This window comes from Sandarakinorhabdus cyanobacteriorum, assembly GCF_002251755.1.
Classification (GTDB): Bacteria; Pseudomonadota; Alphaproteobacteria; order Sphingomonadales; family Sphingomonadaceae; genus Sandarakinorhabdus; species Sandarakinorhabdus cyanobacteriorum.
Genome location: NZ_NOXT01000121.1, coordinates 36,358 through 53,843 on the forward strand (window position 1 = coordinate 36,358; position 17,486 = coordinate 53,843).

General features: G+C 65.5%; 18 protein-coding genes. 11 read left to right on the forward strand and 7 right to left on the reverse strand.

The window, feature by feature from the left end:
- Positions 1–12: 12 nt before the first annotated feature.
- The 4 genes from CHU93_RS13100 (at position 13) to CHU93_RS13115 (ending at position 4,546) form a co-directional block, all read left to right on the forward strand.
- On the forward strand, positions 13–1,743 hold the full coding sequence (locus tag CHU93_RS13100) for a peroxidase family protein (protein ID WP_094474623.1): 1,731 nt from the start codon (positions 13–15) through the stop codon (positions 1,741–1,743).
- Positions 1,740–3,284, forward strand: coding sequence for a patatin-like phospholipase family protein (locus tag CHU93_RS13105; protein ID WP_133064403.1), 1,545 nt, complete (start codon positions 1,740–1,742; stop codon positions 3,282–3,284). The genes CHU93_RS13100 and CHU93_RS13105 overlap by 4 nt, the downstream gene beginning before the upstream one ends.
- Before the next feature lie 243 nt (positions 3,285–3,527).
- On the forward strand, positions 3,528–3,863 hold the full coding sequence (locus CHU93_RS13110; protein ID WP_086115929.1) for an acyl-CoA thioesterase: 336 nt from the start codon (positions 3,528–3,530) through the stop codon (positions 3,861–3,863).
- A gap of 152 nt (positions 3,864–4,015) precedes the next feature.
- Complete coding sequence (locus tag CHU93_RS13115) at positions 4,016–4,546, forward strand: hypothetical protein (protein WP_094474625.1); 531 nt, start codon at positions 4,016–4,018, stop codon at positions 4,544–4,546.
- Here the strand turns inward: CHU93_RS13115 and CHU93_RS13120 are convergent.
- Positions 4,527–6,020 (reverse strand): S10 family peptidase, encoded by a 1,494-nt coding sequence (locus CHU93_RS13120; protein ID WP_094474720.1) that lies wholly within the window; start codon positions 6,018–6,020, stop codon positions 4,527–4,529. The two genes, CHU93_RS13115 and CHU93_RS13120, sit on opposite strands and share 20 nt — an antisense overlap.
- Before the next feature lie 54 nt (positions 6,021–6,074).
- On the reverse strand, positions 6,075–6,383 hold the full coding sequence (locus CHU93_RS13125) for a hypothetical protein (protein ID WP_094474626.1): 309 nt from the start codon (positions 6,381–6,383) through the stop codon (positions 6,075–6,077).
- Between the two features lie 35 nt (positions 6,384–6,418).
- On the opposite strand from CHU93_RS13125, the gene CHU93_RS13130 reads away from it, so the two are divergent.
- On the forward strand, positions 6,419–6,883 hold the full coding sequence (locus tag CHU93_RS13130; protein WP_094474627.1) for a hypothetical protein: 465 nt from the start codon (positions 6,419–6,421) through the stop codon (positions 6,881–6,883).
- On the opposite strand, the gene CHU93_RS13135 is transcribed toward CHU93_RS13130, so the two are convergent.
- Complete coding sequence (locus tag CHU93_RS13135) at positions 6,873–7,550, reverse strand: hypothetical protein (protein ID WP_094474628.1); 678 nt, start codon at positions 7,548–7,550, stop codon at positions 6,873–6,875. The genes CHU93_RS13130 and CHU93_RS13135 overlap by 11 nt on opposite strands.
- Positions 7,547–8,230: a DJ-1/PfpI family protein gene (locus tag CHU93_RS13140; RefSeq protein WP_243375676.1), complete on the reverse strand. Its 684-nt coding sequence runs from the start codon at positions 8,228–8,230 to the stop codon at positions 7,547–7,549. Before CHU93_RS13140 ends, CHU93_RS13135 begins: the two co-directional genes overlap by 4 nt.
- 126 nt (positions 8,231–8,356) lie before the next feature.
- Here CHU93_RS13140 and CHU93_RS13145 point away from each other — a divergent pair, with 126 nt between their 5' ends.
- The 4 genes from CHU93_RS13145 to CHU93_RS18025 all read left to right on the forward strand — a co-directional run bounded on the left by CHU93_RS13145 (position 8,357) and on the right by CHU93_RS18025 (position 13,044).
- On the forward strand, positions 8,357–10,267 hold the full coding sequence (locus CHU93_RS13145) for a potassium transporter Kup (RefSeq protein WP_094474630.1): 1,911 nt from the start codon (positions 8,357–8,359) through the stop codon (positions 10,265–10,267).
- A 41-nt stretch (positions 10,268–10,308) separates the two neighbouring features.
- Positions 10,309–11,469: a sensor histidine kinase gene (locus CHU93_RS13150; protein WP_094474631.1), complete on the forward strand. Its 1,161-nt coding sequence runs from the start codon at positions 10,309–10,311 to the stop codon at positions 11,467–11,469.
- A 3-nt stretch (positions 11,470–11,472) separates the two neighbouring features.
- Positions 11,473–12,264: a LytR/AlgR family response regulator transcription factor gene (locus tag CHU93_RS13155; protein ID WP_086115922.1), complete on the forward strand. Its 792-nt coding sequence runs from the start codon at positions 11,473–11,475 to the stop codon at positions 12,262–12,264.
- A 150-nt stretch (positions 12,265–12,414) separates the two neighbouring features.
- Positions 12,415–13,044 (forward strand): PEPxxWA-CTERM sorting domain-containing protein, encoded by a 630-nt coding sequence (locus CHU93_RS18025; protein ID WP_094474632.1) that lies wholly within the window; start codon positions 12,415–12,417, stop codon positions 13,042–13,044.
- Between the two features lie 38 nt (positions 13,045–13,082).
- Here the strand turns inward: CHU93_RS18025 and CHU93_RS13165 are convergent, their stop codons facing one another.
- Entirely contained in the window at positions 13,083–14,228 is a 1,146-nt protein-coding gene (locus CHU93_RS13165) for an alpha/beta hydrolase family protein (RefSeq protein WP_094474633.1), read from the reverse strand.
- Complete coding sequence (locus tag CHU93_RS13170) at positions 14,225–14,752, reverse strand: VOC family protein (protein ID WP_094474634.1); 528 nt, start codon at positions 14,750–14,752, stop codon at positions 14,225–14,227. Before CHU93_RS13170 ends, CHU93_RS13165 begins: the two co-directional genes overlap by 4 nt.
- A gap of 318 nt (positions 14,753–15,070) precedes the next feature.
- Between CHU93_RS13170 and CHU93_RS17775 the strand changes: the two genes are divergently transcribed.
- Together CHU93_RS17775 and CHU93_RS13180 are read left to right on the forward strand one after the other, a co-directional pair.
- Positions 15,071–15,661, forward strand: a complete 591-nt coding sequence (locus CHU93_RS17775) for a PEPxxWA-CTERM sorting domain-containing protein (RefSeq protein ID WP_243375679.1) — start codon at positions 15,071–15,073, stop codon at positions 15,659–15,661.
- Positions 15,662–16,202: 541 nt separating this feature from the next.
- Complete coding sequence (locus tag CHU93_RS13180) at positions 16,203–16,664, forward strand: phosphatase PAP2 family protein (RefSeq protein WP_165768734.1); 462 nt, start codon at positions 16,203–16,205, stop codon at positions 16,662–16,664.
- Here CHU93_RS13180 and ubiG read toward each other — a convergent pair.
- Positions 16,655–17,392 carry a bifunctional 2-polyprenyl-6-hydroxyphenol methylase/3-demethylubiquinol 3-O-methyltransferase UbiG gene (gene ubiG, locus CHU93_RS13185; protein ID WP_094474637.1) on the reverse strand — a complete coding sequence of 246 codons (738 nt, stop codon included), beginning with the start codon at positions 17,390–17,392 and terminating at the stop codon, positions 16,655–16,657. The genes CHU93_RS13180 and ubiG overlap by 10 nt on opposite strands.
- Between the last annotated feature and the right edge of the window lie 94 nt (positions 17,393–17,486).

Here is a 17,486-nt window from a genome sequence, read left to right on the forward strand (position 1 = left end):
GGGAGACAGGACATGCTCTATTCCATCGGTCACGGATCCGTGGTGGTGTTGCGGGCTGGCACACCGGAAGGCGGCCAGGGCGAGATGGCGGCTGGCATCGTGGCCGCCTTTGCCGATAACGGCCGTCGGGCCACCGGCACTGCCGGCACCACTGGCGCCACCGGCAGTTTCGGCTTCCTGTTCCCGGGGGCGCCGCTGTTCCCGGCCCAGCCCAACATCGGGACGCTGCTCGACAATCTGGGCAATGCGATGGCCGAAACATCGGATGCGGAGGTCAGCACCCCGCCCAAGCCCAGCCTGCCGGCCATCTTCACCTATTTCGGCCAATTCGTTGATCACGACATCACCGCCGCCACCGACAGCGATCCCGGCAACAATTCGCCGTTGCGGATCATGGTCAATGATCTGCAGCAGGCCAATCGCAGCCTGGTGGTGACCACCCTGCAGAATCTGCGTTTGGGCACACTGGGGCTGGACAGTGTCTATGGCGATGGCACCGATCAGTCGCCGGCCGTGCTGCGGCTGGAACGGCAGTTGCGCGATCCCGATGGCCTGCGCATGCGGGTGGGCAGCGTGGTGCCGACGCCGGGCGCCAACGGCCGACCGCCCCGCCTGCCGGTTGAATTGCCGGGCAAACATCCGCGTCAGGCCGATCTGCCGCGCATGGGGCTGGTGGTGCCGTCCGTCATTCCCCAGGATCAACTGCCGCCACAACTGGCGAGCCTGCCAGAGGACAGCCTCAAGCGGCGCGCGCTGATCGCCGATGCCCGCAACGATGAAAATCTGGTGGTGGCCCAATTGCACACCGCGGTGCTGCGCTTCCACAATGCCATGGTCGATCGGCTCGGCGATGCCGCCACCTTCGAGGCGGCGCGCGATCTGACCGTGCTGCATTATCAATGGCTGGTGGGCGAACATTATCTGCCCGGCATCTGCGATCCGGCCATTGTTGCCGATGTGAAGGCGCGCGGCGCCCCGCTCTATGCCCATATGCTGGCTGCCGGCCGGCGCGCGGGCACCGTGCCGGTGGAATTCGCCACCGCCGCCTTCCGCTTCGGCCACTCGATGGTGCGCGAAGCCTATGACTACAACAGCAATTTCGAGATTGGTGGCATAGCCGCGACGCTCAATCTCCTGTTCCTGTTCACCGGGCGCTCCTCGAACCCGCTCGGCGGGGAAGGCGTCACCGGCCTGCCTGACAATTGGGTGATCGACTGGGCACGCTTTGTGGACAGGCACGACCAGGATCGGTTGGCCCGGCCGATCGATACCCGGCTGGCGCAAACCCTGAACAGGCTGCCCAATGAAAGCAGCCCGACCTTCAACGATCTGATCAAGTCGCTGGCCCGGCGCAATCTGCGCCGTGGCTATGCCCTGGGCCTGCCCAGCGCCCAGACCTTGATCGCCGAAATGAAGGCCGCCGGCATCGCCGATATTCCGGTGATGAGCGATGCGGACCTGCGCGGCCCGGACAACCAGCGCCGGGCCGCCCTCGATGCCGGCAACTTCGTGCAGCACACCCCGCTCTGGTATTATATCCTGCGCGAGGCTGAAATTTCCTCCGGCCCGCATCTCGGGCCATTGGGATCGCGCATCGTCGCCGAAACCCTGTGGGGCCTGCTGCTCAACGATCCCCGCGCCTACCCCGGCCGCGGCTGGACCCCGGCGGCAGCACCTGGCGCTGCCACCCACGGGCCCATCGATGGCTTTGAGGCCTTCCTGCGCGCCGCAGGTGCCCTGTGAGCCGGCGCCCGCGCACCCTGCGGCTGGCCCTGCTGGCCGGCACCGCCGCCCTGTTGGCCGGCTGCGGCGGCAAGACCCGCGTGCAGATTGCCGATCCACAGGTCTGCCCGCTGACGTTGCTTGATATCAGCACCGATCCGATCCCCAGCAAGCCGGCCACCGGCGCTGCCACTGCAACAGCCGCGACCGCCAAAGCCGAACCACCGCCGCCGGAAAGCCCATTTTTCTCAGAGGTGAAACGGGCGCTGAAATCGTATCGCTACACGCCGAAGCCCACGGCTGCCCCATCTGATGGGGCCGTTCCCGCAGCCGCCGCCGTCCCAGCGGCGGCCCCAGCGCCCAGCGGACCGCCATTTGAACGGCGCGCGCTGGTGCTGTCGGGCGGCGGCAAATGGGGCAGCTTCGGCGCCGGCTTCCTGCAGGCGCTCTATGGCAATGATGCCGGCTGGGCGGGTGGCCCGAAGGAGTTCGCCGTGGTGACCGGGGTCAGCACCGGCGCATTGCAGGCGCCCTTCATGTTTGTCGCCGCCGAAAAGGTGAAAAACGGCAACACCCGCTACACGGCCGCCGCCGATACTCTGCTGGCCAAAACCGACGTGCCGGTGGGCAAGCGCACCTACCTCGATGATCTGCCGCTTGCCTATCGCATCAGCCGGTCCAAGAGCGTCGTTGATCTTCATGTCAAATCGGCCGGCAGCCTTGATCTCTGGGCCGGCATCACCGCGCTGCGCAAGGGCAGTCTGGGCGATCTGAAGGGGCTGCGCACCCGGCTCGCCGCCCTGGTGGACGATGGCATGTTGGAAGCGATTGCCAAGGGCGAAGACGCTGACCGCAAACTCTTCGTCGGCATCGTCGATTTCGACAGCGGACGCCCGTTCGCCGTCGACATGACCAAGCTTGCCAAAGCCTATACGGATGCGGCCGATACCGACAAACCCCGGCTGATCGGCTGCTTCCACGATGTGCTGGTCGCATCCTCATCGGAACCACTGCTGGCCCAGCCAGTGTTCATCCGCAGACAAGCACCAAAGGGACAGAAGCAGGATGATGAACCAACCCGCATGTACATGGATGGCGGTGTCCGCCACGGCGTGTTCCTGCGTGAGGTCGTCGATGCCGCCCAGGGACAGACGAAGCAGGAAACCACCGTCATCATCAACGGCACGCTCACCCCTGCGGATCGCAGCGGGGATTCCGGCTGGATGGCGAAATGGGATCTGCTCGGTCTGGTGCGGCGGGCCCAGGCCCTGGTGACGGATCAGCTTTATCAATCATCGGTGGAACGCGTGCGCGATTTTGCCGTGGCCCAGGGCGTTGTGCGCATCAAGACCGCACGCAACTATGAGAAGCATGTCTATGCCAGCAAAACCGGCGATCCGGTTCCGAACCAAAGCATGATGTGCAAGGACTGGCAAAAGGCCGAACAGAACGAAGGCTTCCCGCTGATGTTCATGCGCTGCCTGATCGATTTCGGTGCAAAGGAAGCCGGGCACCCCAATGGCAAGCCGAACTGGGATCTGGTGCGCCCCGAACCATCCTGATCTCGTCCCCGGCAGTTGATCCGCCCGGGCTCAAACATCGCGCGCGTCATGGGCCGGGAACAACCCCAGCCCATGACGCGCCGCGCCTGGGCGCCAGACACCATTTGCCGTATTGGTTTCCGCCCCATCTGTCCCGATAGGATGCCACCGGGGACGAACCACAGCGCACCACAGGTGCACCATACCGGGGGGCATGAATTGGCACCAGACGGCTTTCGCGAACCCGCCATCCGCATCACCGCCATGCCGGCCGATGCCAACCCGGCCGGCGACATCTTCGGCGGCTGGCTGATGGCCCAGATGGACATGGCCGCCGGCATCGCCGCCGCCCGCCGCAGCAAGGGCCGCTGCGCCACCGTCGCCGTGGAGGCGATGACCTTCCTGCAACCCGTGCGCATCGGCGACGAAGTCACCGTCTACGCCGATCTGGTCAAGGTCGGCCGCACCTCCATCACCATCGAAGTCGAAGCCTGGCGCCGCCCCCGCTCCGCCGAGGAACGCACCCAGGTCACCCACGCCCGCTTCATCTTCGTCGCCATCGACGCCGACGGCAAACCCCGCGTGGTCCCACCGGCGTAAGTCGATCCCCAATCGATCCTCCCCAGCCGCAGGATGGGGAGGGGGACCACAGAAGCTGGTGGAGGGGTCGCGCCGCCGGAGCCATGGCACCAACGCCGACCCTGCATTCTCGCCCTGTCCTACAACGAACCAAATGGGTTACATTCTCGTTCATGGACAGCTATCTCGACCTCGTGCCCCAGGCCCCGCATCGCCAGAACCACAACGGCTGGACGCCGGAGCGGCAGCAGCGGTTTCTCAACCATCTTGGGGTGCATGGCAGTGTGGCGGCGGCGGCGCGGCATGTGGGGATGAGCCGGCAATCGGCTTATTGGTTGCGGCGGCAGCCGCTGGGGGCGGAATTTGGTGCGGCCTGGGATGCGGCGTTGGCGGACCGGGACCGGTTGATTGATGATGTGGCGATGGATCGTCTGCTCGATGGGGAGGAGGAGGTGATCGAGCGCGAGGGCGTGGTGGCGGCGGTGCGGCGGCGGCCGGTGGATGTGCGCTTGCTGCTGTTCCACCTCAAGCGGGTGGAACAGCGGAAAATCGTGGAATTGCAACGCCAGAATCCGGTGGATTCGACAATTGTGTCAAAACTGCGCGCCGAACTGCGGGCGTTGGCGGAGATGCCATACGACCCGGAGGATGATATGCTGGCCCCGCCGTGGCCGGCGGCGCCGTTCACTTCTGCCGACGGATGAAATCCCTGAGATCGTTTGACAATTTCACCCGGCTGGGGCCGTGGACATACATCATGTGGCCGGCGTCGTAATAATGATATTCCACCCGGTCCGTGGGCCAGCCGGGGCGGTTCATCGAATATTCGGCGAAGGCGAACGGGGTGGCGAAATCATACCAGCCCTGGCCCACCCAGACCTTGGTGCGGCTGTTCTCCCGCAGCGTGCGGGCAAGGCCGGGGGCAACGTTGACATAGGCATCGCGGCCATTGCCCAGCCGCCAATCCCATGGGCCAACGCCGCCGATGGAGACATAGCTACGGTCGGTCTTGTAGCCGAGATCACCGCGCAAGTAAGCATTCACCGCCGCCGGGTAGGAGGCATCGATGCCATAGAAGCTGGGGTCGTTGTCGGGCCCCTCGCCGGCATTGTCATAATCCTTGCCGGTGTAGCGGGCATCAAGCCGGCCGATGGTGAGGCCGCGGTCGCGCAGCAGTTCCTTGTAGAAGCGGCCCGGGGTGACGCGCAGATTGGCCTGTTCCAGATAGGTTTCCGACAGGCCGGTGAGGCGGGCCAATTCCTTGCGGATGGCGGCGCGCTCGGCGGCGGGCAGGCTGTTCCCCTTGATCAGCGCGCTGATGTAGGGGCCGGTGGCAAAGGCGCGGGCTTCGGCGGCCCAGGCCTCCACGCTCGCCGGCTTGCCCGCGATCTTGTCGTGATACCAGGCGGCGGCGGCATAGCTGGGCAGCAGGCCCATATATTGCATCTCGTTGCCTTCATCCTCGGCCTCAAGCCCGAAATCGAGGATGGCGGAAATGAGCACGACACCGTTCAGCGCCACATCATTATAGCCCTTGTTGAGCTCATGGGCGACGGCGGCAGAGCGGGTGGTGCCATAGGATTCGCCGCCCAGGAACTTGGGCGCGTTCCAGCGGTTGTGCTCATTGAGCCAGAGCCGGATGAACTCGGCGACCGAACGGGCATCGCTGTTGACGCCCCAGAATTCCTTGGGATCGGTCTTGCCCAGGGCATGGCTCCAGCCGGTGCCAACGGGATCGATGAACACCAGATCGGCCACGTCGAGCAGCGATTCGGGGTTGTCCGTGATGTCATAGGGCGGGGCGCCATCATCCTTGGCATCAGGGATGTTCACCCGCTTCGGGCCAAAAGCGCCCATGTGCAGCCACAGCGAACCCGAACCGGGGCCGCCGTTGAACAGGAAGAACACCGGGCGGTTCGGCTCCGGATTGTCCTTGAGGTACGTGGTGGAGAAGATGGCGGCGGTGGGCTTGCCGTCCTTGTCCTTCAGGAAGGTTTCACCGGCGATCGCCGTGTAGTTCATCTTGACGCCGCCGAAGGTGCCGCTGCGCTTGACCACCACGCGGTTGGGGCTGGGCATGGCGCTGTCCGCCTTTTCGGCGGGCTTGTCGGCGGTCTGGGCCACGGCCGGCAGTGCGAGGGCAGCCGAAAGGGCCAACAGCGAAACGAAACGCAGCATCTTCATCCTCCCCATCTTGCCGACGTGATTAGCCGGCCATGGGAAGGCGCGCAATCAATAGCCGTCAGACGCGGCCGCCCAGGCAATCGGCGGCGGGGTGACGATGGGGGCGCGAGCCGGCTTGGGCTGTTCCACCGGCGCGGCGGCAGCCGGGGCCGATCTCGCCAGTTGCCCCAGCCCCCACGCCCCCACCGCCATGGCCGCCAGGCCCAGCGGCGAGACGCGGCGCAGCGCAAACGGCAGGGCGACGGCGGCAACATTGCCGATGGGCCCCAGATCGGCGCCCTTCACCCGGGCGGCAATCTGGCGGGTGGCGGCGGCAGCGGCGGCGCGAACGGCAAGACGGGCAAGCGGATTGGCCATGAGTCGGCTCCTTTGGATGCAGGATCATAGCACAGATGGGCGCGGCGCGCCGGCCTTCAAGCCTCGCGCTCGGCGAGCTGCCGCGCTATGCCATCGGCATGCCGCACCCGCGCCCGTCCGTGCCCGATGCCCTGCTGCGCCTGTGGCTGGCCGCCGAAATCGCCATGGCCGGCCTGTATGCCTGGCTGGCCCATGCGATGCGGGATTGGCCCGCCGATCTGCCAGGGCCACAAAGGCTGCAATCGGTGGCGATCACCGAGTTCATGTACCTGTTTGTCTTCGTGCCGGCGGCGATTGTGGTGGCGATGCGCTGGAAAGCGACGCGGGACCGGTGGCTGGCCGGGCTGGCACTATTCTATGGCCTAGCTTCGGCCGCGTCGTTCGCAGCCTGGGCGCAGGCCGATACCGCCGGCATGATGCGGGCCTTGTTCTGGGCCGATGCCGCCATTTCGCTGACTGGCGTGCCGGTGGCGGCGCGGGCGCTCCGGCTCAGGGGCTGATCTTCGCCGCGCTGGTGGCACCCGACAGCGTGTCCACCGCCGTCACCCAGCTGGCCCCGGCCGGCACCTCGGCAGCGAAGCGCCCGGTCTGCCCCGCCCATTTCAGCGGCACGGCCTGTGCACCCACCCAGGCGTTCAGGCGGAACCGGCTTTCATCCCACAAGGTGCCGGGTGCGATCGGGCAGCCGCACAGCATCGACACATCGGCCACCACCTGCCCGCCCTCGCGCCTTGCGGTGAGCGCGAGGCCGCGCAGTTCCAGCACCCAGCCATCGCCCACCACCGGCTGGCCGGGCAACAGCCAATGGGAGGCGCTTGCGGTCACCGCGACCCCGGCCGGCTTCAGCGGGCCCTTCACCGTCACCAGCACGGCGCGCGGCGCATCGATATCGATCATGGCATCAAATTTCGCCGTCTTGTCATCGGCCTGCGGCGTGCCGCGCGGAGCGCCGGGCATGATCTTCGCGGTGTCGCCGGTGCCGCCCTCGATGCGGCCGCTGGCCAGCGGCGCGCCGGTGGCGGCATCGGCCAACGTCACTTCCACCCCGCCCATGCCGGTGCCGATGAACTTGGCGCCCTGGCTGATCACCCGCACCGTCACCGGGGTGGGCACCGCCAATGCCGGGGCAGCAGCGATCAGGGCGAGCAGCGGCAAGATGCGGATCATGCGGTTTCTCCCATCAGGCGGGCGGCAGCGGCCCGCATTTCGGCGTCGCGGTGGCCCAGGCGCGTGGCCGTGGCGGCCTGCACTTGCGCGATGATCTCGGGCCGGGCGGTGGCCGGCGTGCCACCATCATGCTGTTCCGGATCATATTCCAGCGCCAGCCGCAGCATCGCCGCCACATCGGGCCCATGCAGATGCGCCAGCACCCGGAAGGCGAAATCGATGCCGCTCGTCACTCCGCCGGCCGAAATGATGTTGCCATCGAACACGGTGCGTTCGGCGACGAACTCGGCCCCGAACAGCGGCAGATAATGGCCCCAGGCCCAGTGGCAGCCGGCCTTGCGGCCCTTCAGCAGCCCGGCAGCCGCCAGCACCAGCGATCCGGTGCACACGCTGGTGATCCATTGCAGCCCGGGCGCCTGGGCGCGCAGCCAGTCCAGAATCTCGGCATCATTCATCGCCGCCGAACAGCCAAAGCCGCCAGGCACGCACAGCAGATCCAACTGGCCCACATCGGCCAGCGTGGCGGTGGGCATCAGGGCGAGGCGACAATCGCTCATCACCGGGTCCATCGTCTTGGCGACATAGTCCACGGTGGCGCCGGGCATGCGGCTCAGCACCTGGGCCGGGCCGGTCATGTCAAGCTGGGTCAGCTGGTCATAGAGCAGGAATCCGATGCGCATCAGCGTCACTCCCTTCGAGGCCGCAGCCATAGCGCGCTGGCATGGCTGGGGCCAGCGCTGCCGCATTGCAGCATCAGCAGAGCCATGCTAATCGCCGCCGCCTGTTCAACGGGTGGGCATATTCGCATGTCAAACCAGGGTGCGTCACCGGATGCGTCCGCTCATGCTGATCACCACGGGCACGACCAATCGCTGTTGAAGCTGGCGCTGGGCGCCGTTGGGGTCGTGTTCGGTGATATCGGCACCAGCCCGCTCTATGCGTTCAAGGAAACCTTTGCGGGGCATCACCCGCTCGCCCTTGATCCCACCTCCATCTATGGCGTCATCTCGCTGATCTTCTGGACGATGATGCTGGTGGTGACGGTGAAATATGTCTCCGTCATCATGCGGGCCGACAATCGTGGCGAAGGCGGCTCGCTTGCCCTCATCGCGCTGATCTCCCGCCTGTCACCGGGCGACACGCGCTCGGCCCAGTTGGTGCTGCTGGGCGTGATGGCCACCGCCCTGTTCTTTGGCGATGCCATCATCACGCCAGCCATGTCGGTGCTGTCGGCGGTGGAGGGCATCACGGTGGTGGAAGCGCGCATGGCGCCGCTGGTGCTGCCCATCGCCATCGCCATCCTGCTCGCGCTGTTCCTGCTGCAAAGCCGCGGCACCGCCAGGGTGGGGGCCATCTTCGGCCCGATCGTGCTGGTCTATTTCGCCACGCTGGCCGTGCTGGGCATCACCAACATCATCGCCAATCCGGGCATCATCAATGCCCTCAACCCGCTGTTCGCCGCGAAATTCATCGCCGCCAAACCGCTGGCAGCCTTTCTGGCGCTGGGCAGCGTCGTGCTGTCGGTCACCGGAGCCGAGGCGCTTTATGCCGACATGGGGCATTTCGGTGCCCGGCCGATCCGGCTGGCCTGGTATGCGCTGGTGCTGCCGGCGCTGATGATCAACTATCTTGGCCAGGGCGCCCTGCTCACCGCCCACCCCGAAGCGGTGGCCAATCCCTTCTTCCTCATGGCGCCAGACTGGGCGCGGCTGCCGCTGGTGGTGCTGGCCACGCTGGCCACCATCATCGCCAGCCAGGCGGTGATCTCGGGCGCCTTCTCTGTCACCATGCAGGCCATCCAGCTCGGCTTCCTGCCGCGCATGAAGATCGTCCACACCTCGGCATCGGCATTCGGGCAAATCTATATCCCGGCGGTCAACTGGGCGCTGCTGGTGCTGGTGATGTTCCTGGTGCTGGGCTTCCAGACCTCGTCCAACCTCGCCGCCGCCTATGGCATCGCCGTCACCGGCACCATGCTGATCGACACGCTGCTGGTCAGCGTGCTGGTGCTCACCATCTGGCGCTGGCCGGCCTGGTGGGCGGCGCCGCTGCTGGCGATCTTCGCCCTGGTTGATTTCGCCTATTTTGCCTCCAACCTCACCAAGGTGCCCGATGGCGGCTGGTTCCCGCTGGTCATCGGACTCATCGGCTTCACCGGCCTCACCACCTGGTCGCGCGGCCGCGCCCTGATGCAGGATCGCCTGCGCGACAGTTCGATGCCGATGGACGTGTTCATCAAGTCCGCCGCCGCCGCTGCCACCCGCGTGCCCGGCACCGCGGTGTTCATGACGACAAGTCCGGTCGGTGTGCCGCAGGCGCTGCTGCACAATCTGAAGCACAACAAGATCCTGCACGAACGCATCATGATCCTGACCGTGGTGATCGACGAAGTGCCCTATGTCTCCGACGAGGATCGGATTGGCGTCAAGGATCTGGGCGGTGGCTTCTACCGCATCCTCATCCGCTATGGCTTCATGCAGGAAATCGACATTCCGGCCGTGCTGAAGAAGGTGGAAAACTGCGGACCACGGCTGAAGATGATGGAAACCAGCTTCTTCCTGTCGCGCCAGACGCTGCTGGCCAGTGACAAGCCCGGCATGGCGATCTGGCGCGAGCATCTGTTCAGCTGGATGATGCGCAACGCCGAAAGCGCGATGGACTTCTTCAAGCTGCCCACCAACCGCGTCGTCGAGCTTGGCAGCCAGGTTGAAATCTGAGGATATTTGGCCTTTGACGCCGGGCAGGCTATGGTGCCGCCATGGTTGAGCGCGTGGCCCGAGGCTTTTTTCACGACAAGAACCGCGCCTTCTGGCTGCTGCAGGGCGGTGGCTGGCTGGCCTATTTCCTGCTGCGGGCGCTGTCGGGCCTGGCCAACTCCATGGGCCTGGCCTTCGTGCTGCCGGCCATCATCGTGACCGCCACCGGGGCGTCCATCACCCTGCTGCTCGCCGCCGCCTATCGCCGGCTGATCACCATGAAGCCGCTGTTCACCTGGACGGCCACCGCGCTGCTGCTGGTCTCGGCCTCGGCCCTGTTCTCGGCGCTGGAGGTGTGGGCCCATGCCACCTTCTACCAGCCGGGCTGGCAGCCCAAGGGCGTGGAGTTCCTTGGCGCCATCCTGCTGGATTTCTCGGTGCTGGGCGCCTGGACCGGGCTCTATTACGGCATCAACTATTATCTGCTGCTGGCCGAACAGTCAGAACGCATGCTGACCATGGCAGCCCAGGCCAACAATGCCCAGCTCGCCATGCTGCGCTATCAGCTCAACCCGCATTTCCTGTTCAACACGCTGAACAGCATCTCCACCCTGGTGCTGCTGAAACAGACCGACCGCGCCAACGCCATGCTGTCGCGCCTCGCCAGCTTCCTGCGCTACAGTCTGGTGGGCGAGCGGGAGGGCCTGGCAACGGTGGCGCAAGAGGCCGAGGCGCTCAAACTCTATCTGGATATCGAGCGCACCCGCTTTGAAAGCCGGCTGCGCACCCGCTTCGATATCGCGCCCGATGTGATGGAGGCCCGGCTGCCCAGCCTGTTGCTGCAACCGCTGATCGAAAACGCCATCAAATATGCCGTCACCCCAGCGGAAGACGGCGCCGACATATTGGTGGACGCCCGCCGCATGGCCGACCGGCTGGTGATCACCATCGCCGATACCGGGCCCGGCCTGGGCGGTGTGGCGCCCGAAGCCGGCGGCACTGGCGTCGGCCTCACCAACATCCGCGAGCGCCTCGCCCAAAGCTATGGCCCCGATCACCGCTTCGAACTGGCCGACAATGAACCGCACGGCCTGATCGTCCTGATCGACGTGCCCTACCAGACCGACGCGCAGTCGCCGCAGGGCAGCCCGCCGCCGCTCGCCGCAAAGCCTCCACTCGTCGCAAATCCGGTTGCCGTGCCGGCCGCAGCACCACAGGTGTAAGCCATGCCGATCCGCACCATCCTGGTTGATGACGAACCGCTGGCCATCCAGGGCCTGGAACTGCGCCTGCAACCGTTCGAGGATATCGAGATCATCGAGCGTTGCGCCAACGGCCGCGAGGCCATCAAGGCCGTGCGCGCCCACAAGCCGGATCTGGTCTTCCTCGATATCCAGATGCCGGGCTTTGACGGCTTTCAGGTCGTCGCCGGCCTTGCCGATATCGAGCCGCCGCTGTTCGTCTTCGTCACCGCCTTCACCCAGCACGCGCTGAAAGCCTTCGAGGCCGAGGCGGTGGATTATCTGCTGAAGCCTGTCGACGAAGAGCGTCTGGCCGCCACCATCGAACGCGTCCGCCAGCGCCTCGCCGAAAAACAGGGCATGGCCGGGGCGGAACGGCTGAAGGAAATCCTGTCCGAAGTGGCGCCCGATGCGCTGCCCGACGATCTGGGCGACGCCGGCCAGACCAGCCGCTATGAGAAGATCATCAACATCAAGGATCGCGGCCAGATTTTCCGCGTCGATGTCGCCGATATCGAACGCATCGATGCCGCCGGCGATTATATGTGCATCTACACCGCCGATCAGACGCTGGTGCTGCGCGAAACGATGAAGGATCTGGAGCGCCGGCTCGATCCGAAGAAGTTCCAGCGCATCCACCGTTCAACAATCGTCAACCTTGATAACATCAAGAGTGTGAAGCCGCACACCAATGGTGAATGTTTCTTGATTCTTGGCAGCGGCACGCAAGTAAAAGTTTCCAGAAGTTACCGGGATGTTGTCGCAAGATTTCTGTAACCAATTGAAACGCAATATTTTCAGGCAGAGTTTACAGTCACGAATCTGTCACAAGGATAGCCACTTCGAAGATCGTCGGAATTTGGCTGGCACGCAATTTGCACAGCATCGCATGGGGCCTGTCCCCCTGTTGTTGTGGAGTAGCGTATCATGTTCAGATTTCTCGTCACGGGGCTGCTCGCCCTCGCCGCACAGCCCGCTGCCGCCGTCAGTTTTGTAAACGGCAGTTTCGAACTCGGTAACTTCAGCGGAGCCCCCTCCGATGACCTCACCGCGCCCAGCACCGATATCACCGGCTGGCAGGTCGGCCCGCTCGGTGTCGACTGGGTCGCCAGCCTGTGGAACGCCTCGCGCGGTCTGCGCTCGCTGGAACTGGCCTCCACCGATCGCGGCCAGATTTTCCAGCGCCTCACCGGCCTCACCGTCGGCCGCACCTATCGCGTTGGCTTCGATGTGGCCGGCAATCCCTTCGGCGGCCCGGCCACCTATGGCTTTGGCACCACCACCTCCGGCGCCCAGGTGACCAATTTCACCGTCGATGTGACCGCCGCCAACTCACCCACCAACATGGGCTGGGGCCGGCGCTTCGTCACCTTCGTCGCCGTTGCCAACAATCAGAACTTCTCGTTCATCGGGCGCACCGATGGGCCCTTTGGTGCGGTGATCGACAATGTGACGATCACCGCCGTTCCCGAACCGAAGGGCTGGGCGCTGCTGATCATGGGCTTCGGCCTGGTTGGCGTCGCCGCCCGCCGCCGTCTGCCGGTGGTTTCCGCCTGAAACGCTTGGGGGGTCCGGCCGCGATCCGGGCCCCCGCCTCAGGCCAGGCCGTGCTGGCCCAACCAGCCGGTCACGAACCCGGCGGCCTGCTTCAGATGTTCGGGCTGGAAGGCATAATAATGCGTCGCGCCCTTCACCGCGTGCAGCTCGCGCGATGCGGCATTGGGCACGCAATCGAACAGGCGCTGCGTGTGGCTGGGCGTGCAGGCATCATCGGCCGTGTTGCCCACCACCAGCACCGGCACAAGGATGCGATGCCCAACCTTCAACGAACAGGCGTTGGACTTGAGGCTCCACTGCGACAGCCAGGATCGCAGTGTGGTGAAGCGGCCAAGCCCGCCAGGCGAATCGTTGATCAGCCTGGGATCGCCCAGGTAACAGCGGCCGGGCGCCCGGTCATTGGCATCCACCGCCGGATCCAGCCAACAAGGCGCCGCCATGGTGCCATGCACGATGAAGGCGCGCTCGGCATGCGGGCCCTCCCGCGCGGTCAATTCGGCCAGCTGCGCTTCGGCCCAGGCGGTGATGCGGTTCGATCGCGCCACCTGCCGCGCCGCATATTCGGCCAGGAAATCGGCGCTGTAAGGAGGCTGCGGGCATTCCGGGCTGTAGAGATTCCATTTGGGATCGCGCGACCGTCCCGCCTCGTCGATCACCGAGGCATCCAGCCATTCGGTGAGCGTTTGCGCCCGGCTGACATGCGCCGCCAGCAGCATCACGCCATCCACCGGCGGCAGCTTGGCCTCGGCCAGCGGGAAGGGCTCGCCGGCTGGCGTGTGGGTCACCTGCGGGTCGCTCGCCTCGGCCTGATAGAACAGCGCCAGGCTGCCCCCGCCCGACCAGCCGGCCAGCACGACCCGCTTGTAACCCAGCACCTCGCGGCAATGCGCCACCCAGCGGCCCAGATCGACCGCAACCTTCTCCATGATCAGCGCCGAATCATTGTTCGGATATCGCGACACCGCGGTCAGCACATGCACGCCGGCCGCCGCCAGTGCCGGGGGCAGCGGCAGATAATGCATGATGCCCATCGGGTGCATGAAAATGACAATCGTGTCCGACGGCGCTTCGGGCTTCAGATGATGGGCCTGCAGCGCCACCACCCCATCAATGCCGCCATAGGTGTCGCGCAGGCCCACCGCCTCGCGGAAGGCAATCAACAGGGGCACGCGGGCAAAGCTCACGCCGCCCGCCCTTCGGCGCGGGCGGCGGCCTTGCGCTCGGTCCAGGCCTTGATGATGGCATGGGCGGTCTTGGCGTCTTCGGCCAGGATGGCATCATGGCTGGCAACGCGGGCGGTGATTTCCAGCGGCAGCCCGTTGGGATCAGCGAAATAGACCGATTTCACGAAACCATGATCGATCGGCCCGAAACAGGGCACGCCGGCGGCGTTCAGCTTGGCCTGCCATTCCAGCAGCCGCGCCTCATCCTCCGCCTCGAAGGCGACATGGCGGTCAAAGCCGTGGACGAGGGCAAAATCCCCCTCCTTCACCGTGTTCGGCGCGTCGAAGAAGGCGATGAACTTGCCGTCGCCCATGCGGAAGAACAGGTGCACGAACGGGTTGGGCAGGCGCGAACCGGGCTCGCGTTCCTCCTGCACCACGGCGGCCAGCGGCAGGCCCAGCACATCCTCGTAAAAGGCGCGCGTTTCCTCGGCATCGCGGCAGCGATAGGCGCTGTGGTGAATGCCCTTGAGCGGTGTCGTCATGGCCGTGTCCTCCCTTGCCGCCAAGGCTGGCACAAGCGCCGCGCTGCGCCAAGCCTGCCCGAACTGGCGGTCTGCGCCAGACCGCATGGGTAAGCATACGCAATCACGGATCATGCGACGGGTAGTTTCCGAGTCTGCCAGCGCAGCAATTTCTTATGCAGTCTTGGCACTCAGGAAAGGCCAACAGTCCTTCATGTGAAGATAGAAGATCATGTTTTCATGATAATCTATCTTGCGTGAATCATAATCACATGGCCGCTTGGAAAGGAAACTGCCATGCGCGGAATATTTCTTGCTGCCCAGTGTGCTGCAATCAGCTTGATTGCTTTTCCCGCTGCGGCAACCATCGCGATCTATACTTCACCGGGCGCCGTCCAGCCGGCAGAGAATGTGTTGTTCAGCGGCCCCGATCCCATCGGCAACACCGTGATAGGCTTCACCAACCAGACCCAGACCCGCGTGACCTTCAACGGAATCGAGCCGCTGGTCAGCCCGCCAGCCGGCCAGGCGCGGATCGAGGCGACGGACGGCGGGCTGACCGAGCTGTCGTTCGGGCTTGATCCCGGTCTGGGCTTCAAGGAGGTGGAGTTCGACTTGTTCGGCACCCATGCCGAGGCCACGCAGGTGGTTCTGAATTTCACTGACCAGTTCAGCACCATCTTCGCCGGCACCTATGCCATCCACCAGGGCGGGAATTTCTTCTCGGCCCGCGCCTTCGACAACCAGCTCATCACCAACGTCCGGTTCATGCTTGATGGCCCGATCATCGATGCCGGCCAGTTCCGCATCGGCGGCGTGGGCGAGGCAGGCGCGGTGCCGGAACCGGCGATGTGGGCGATGATGATGGCCGGGATGGGCCTGGTCGGCGTGGCGATGCGGCGGCGCAAGGCAGCACTTGCGGCGGCGTGACGGCCGCCGATCGGCGCGGGCCGTCGATCTGCTCGATCGAATTGCTGGGCGCGGTGGACTTGCCGTTGCCGAACGTCTCGGTGGCGACCAGATCATATGGCCCGCCAAGCCTGCCGAAGCTGCGCAATCTGCGCATTGCGCAATGGCATGGCATCTCATCCTGCAATTCCGGTTGCAGCCATCGCCGGCCTTATGCAGGCAAGGCATTGAAATCTGGAGGAATCGCAGATTGGCACCACTCTTGCGACGCAGGGCATCATTCCACGCCGTTTTGCAAGAAGGCTCACCATGCTGCCCCACCCCGATCTTGTTCTGTCGCATGCGATGGCCAGCCTGAACGGCCACTGGCCGTTGTTCGATGCCTTCGTGCTGGCGTTGTCGGCCAATGCCCTGTTGAAGGGCGGGGAGATGTGCGGCCTGTTGTGGTGGGCCTGGTGTGCCCATGGCGATGCCCCGGGTGAACGCAGCCAGCATGACCGGCGGCTGATCCTCGCCGTGCTGGCCAGTTGCGGGCTGGGTGAGGTGCTGGCCCGGCTGTTTGTTGTCCAAGACACTGCCGTTCCGCCCCCGCCCGCTGCTCGATCCCGACCTGCCGTTCCGCCTGCCCGGCGGGCTGACGGCCGAGGCGCTGGGCATCACCACCGAAAGCAGCTTCCCCAGCGATCATGGCGTGCTGTTCTTCGCGCTGGCCACCGGCATCTGGCTGGTCTCGCGCCGGGCCGGGCTGCTGGCCTTCACCTGGGCGCTGGTGATGATTGCCCTGCCCCGCCTCTATCTCGGCTTGCATTATGCCAGCGATCTTCTGGCCGGGGCCGCCATCGGGGTGGTGGTTTCGCTGGCCGGCGCCCGGCTGCTGCCACGGCTGGCGCCAGTCAAATGGGCTGCCGCCTGGGCCAGCCGCCAGCCGGCGCTGTTCTACCCGATGTTCTTTGTCGCCATGATGGAACTGGCCACCATGCTGGTCGATGTGCGGGCGCTGGTGGTGGTGCTGCGTCAGGCCTGAGGCGTGGCGGTGAGGAAATAATTCACGCTGACATCGCTCCCGATCACGAAGCCCGCACCCGGCCGCCAGCTCAGGCCGGCCGGCTCGCCCGGCACCAGGCCGGCATGGGTCAGCGCCTCGGCCAGTTCGGCCGGGGTGAAGAAACGGTTCCAGTCGTGCGCGCCGCGCGGGATGGAGCGGGTGATATATTCGGCGCCGGCAATCACCACCGCCCAGCTGGCCGGCGTGCGGTTGGGCGTGGAAAACACCGCCAGCCCGCCGGGCTTCAGCAATTGGGCAATGGCGGCGAAAAAGGCATCGCGGCCCGCCACATGCTCCACCACCTCCAGGCAGGTGATCAGATCAAAACGCGCGCCGGTCGCGGCCAGATCCTCCACCGCGATGCACTGATAATCGATGGCAAGCCCCTGGCCCTGCGCATGCACGCGGGCGGCCGCGATATTCTCTGGCGCGGCATCGATGGCGCTGGTCGCCGCCCCCATGCGGGCCAGCGGCTCGGCCATCAGCCCGGCGCCGCAGCCGACATCCAGGGCGCTCAGCCCCGCCAGCGGCCGGCGGCTGCGGCCATCCAGCCCGAAATGCGCCAGCGCTTCGCCACGGATATGCGCCACCCGCGTCGGCGTGATCCGGTGCAGCATGGCCGATGTGCCCTTGGGGTTCCACCAGTCAGCCGCCAGCTTGCCGAAGAATGCGGCTTCATCGGGGTTGATGCTGGCAGCTTGAGACATTTTCTTGTTCCCATCTGGGGCAGGGCTTTCTTGCCATTGCCCCTCCACGTTCCTATCAGGCAAGGGCAATAGTGAAGCAGCACGAAGGATGATG

Coding starts and splice junctions, on each gene's coding strand:
- CHU93_RS13110 (WP_086115929.1), top strand. CDS start 3,528: ATGCCGGCCGATGCCAACCCGGCCGGCGACATCTTCGGCGGCTGGCTG.
- CHU93_RS13150 (WP_094474631.1), top strand. CDS start 10,309: ATGGTTGAGCGCGTGGCCCGAGGCTTTTTTCACGACAAGAACCGCGCC.
- CHU93_RS13100 (WP_094474623.1), top strand. CDS start 13: ATGCTCTATTCCATCGGTCACGGATCCGTGGTGGTGTTGCGGGCTGGC.
- CHU93_RS13135 (WP_094474628.1), bottom strand. CDS start 7,550: ATGATCCGCATCTTGCCGCTGCTCGCCCTGATCGCTGCTGCCCCGGCA.
- CHU93_RS18025 (WP_094474632.1), top strand. CDS start 12,415: ATGTTCAGATTTCTCGTCACGGGGCTGCTCGCCCTCGCCGCACAGCCC.
- CHU93_RS13155 (WP_086115922.1), top strand. CDS start 11,473: ATGCCGATCCGCACCATCCTGGTTGATGACGAACCGCTGGCCATCCAG.
- CHU93_RS13140 (WP_243375676.1), bottom strand. CDS start 8,230: ATGCGCATCGGATTCCTGCTCTATGACCAGCTGACCCAGCTTGACATG.
- CHU93_RS13115 (WP_094474625.1), top strand. CDS start 4,016: ATGGACAGCTATCTCGACCTCGTGCCCCAGGCCCCGCATCGCCAGAAC.
- CHU93_RS13145 (WP_094474630.1), top strand. CDS start 8,357: ATGTCAAACCAGGGTGCGTCACCGGATGCGTCCGCTCATGCTGATCAC.
- CHU93_RS13170 (WP_094474634.1), bottom strand. CDS start 14,752: ATGACGACACCGCTCAAGGGCATTCACCACAGCGCCTATCGCTGCCGC.
- CHU93_RS13130 (WP_094474627.1), top strand. CDS start 6,419: ATGGGCGCGGCGCGCCGGCCTTCAAGCCTCGCGCTCGGCGAGCTGCCG.
- ubiG (WP_094474637.1), bottom strand. CDS start 17,392: ATGTCTCAAGCTGCCAGCATCAACCCCGATGAAGCCGCATTCTTCGGC.
- CHU93_RS13125 (WP_094474626.1), bottom strand. CDS start 6,383: ATGGCCAATCCGCTTGCCCGTCTTGCCGTTCGCGCCGCCGCTGCCGCC.
- CHU93_RS13120 (WP_094474720.1), bottom strand. CDS start 6,020: ATGCTGCGTTTCGTTTCGCTGTTGGCCCTTTCGGCTGCCCTCGCACTG.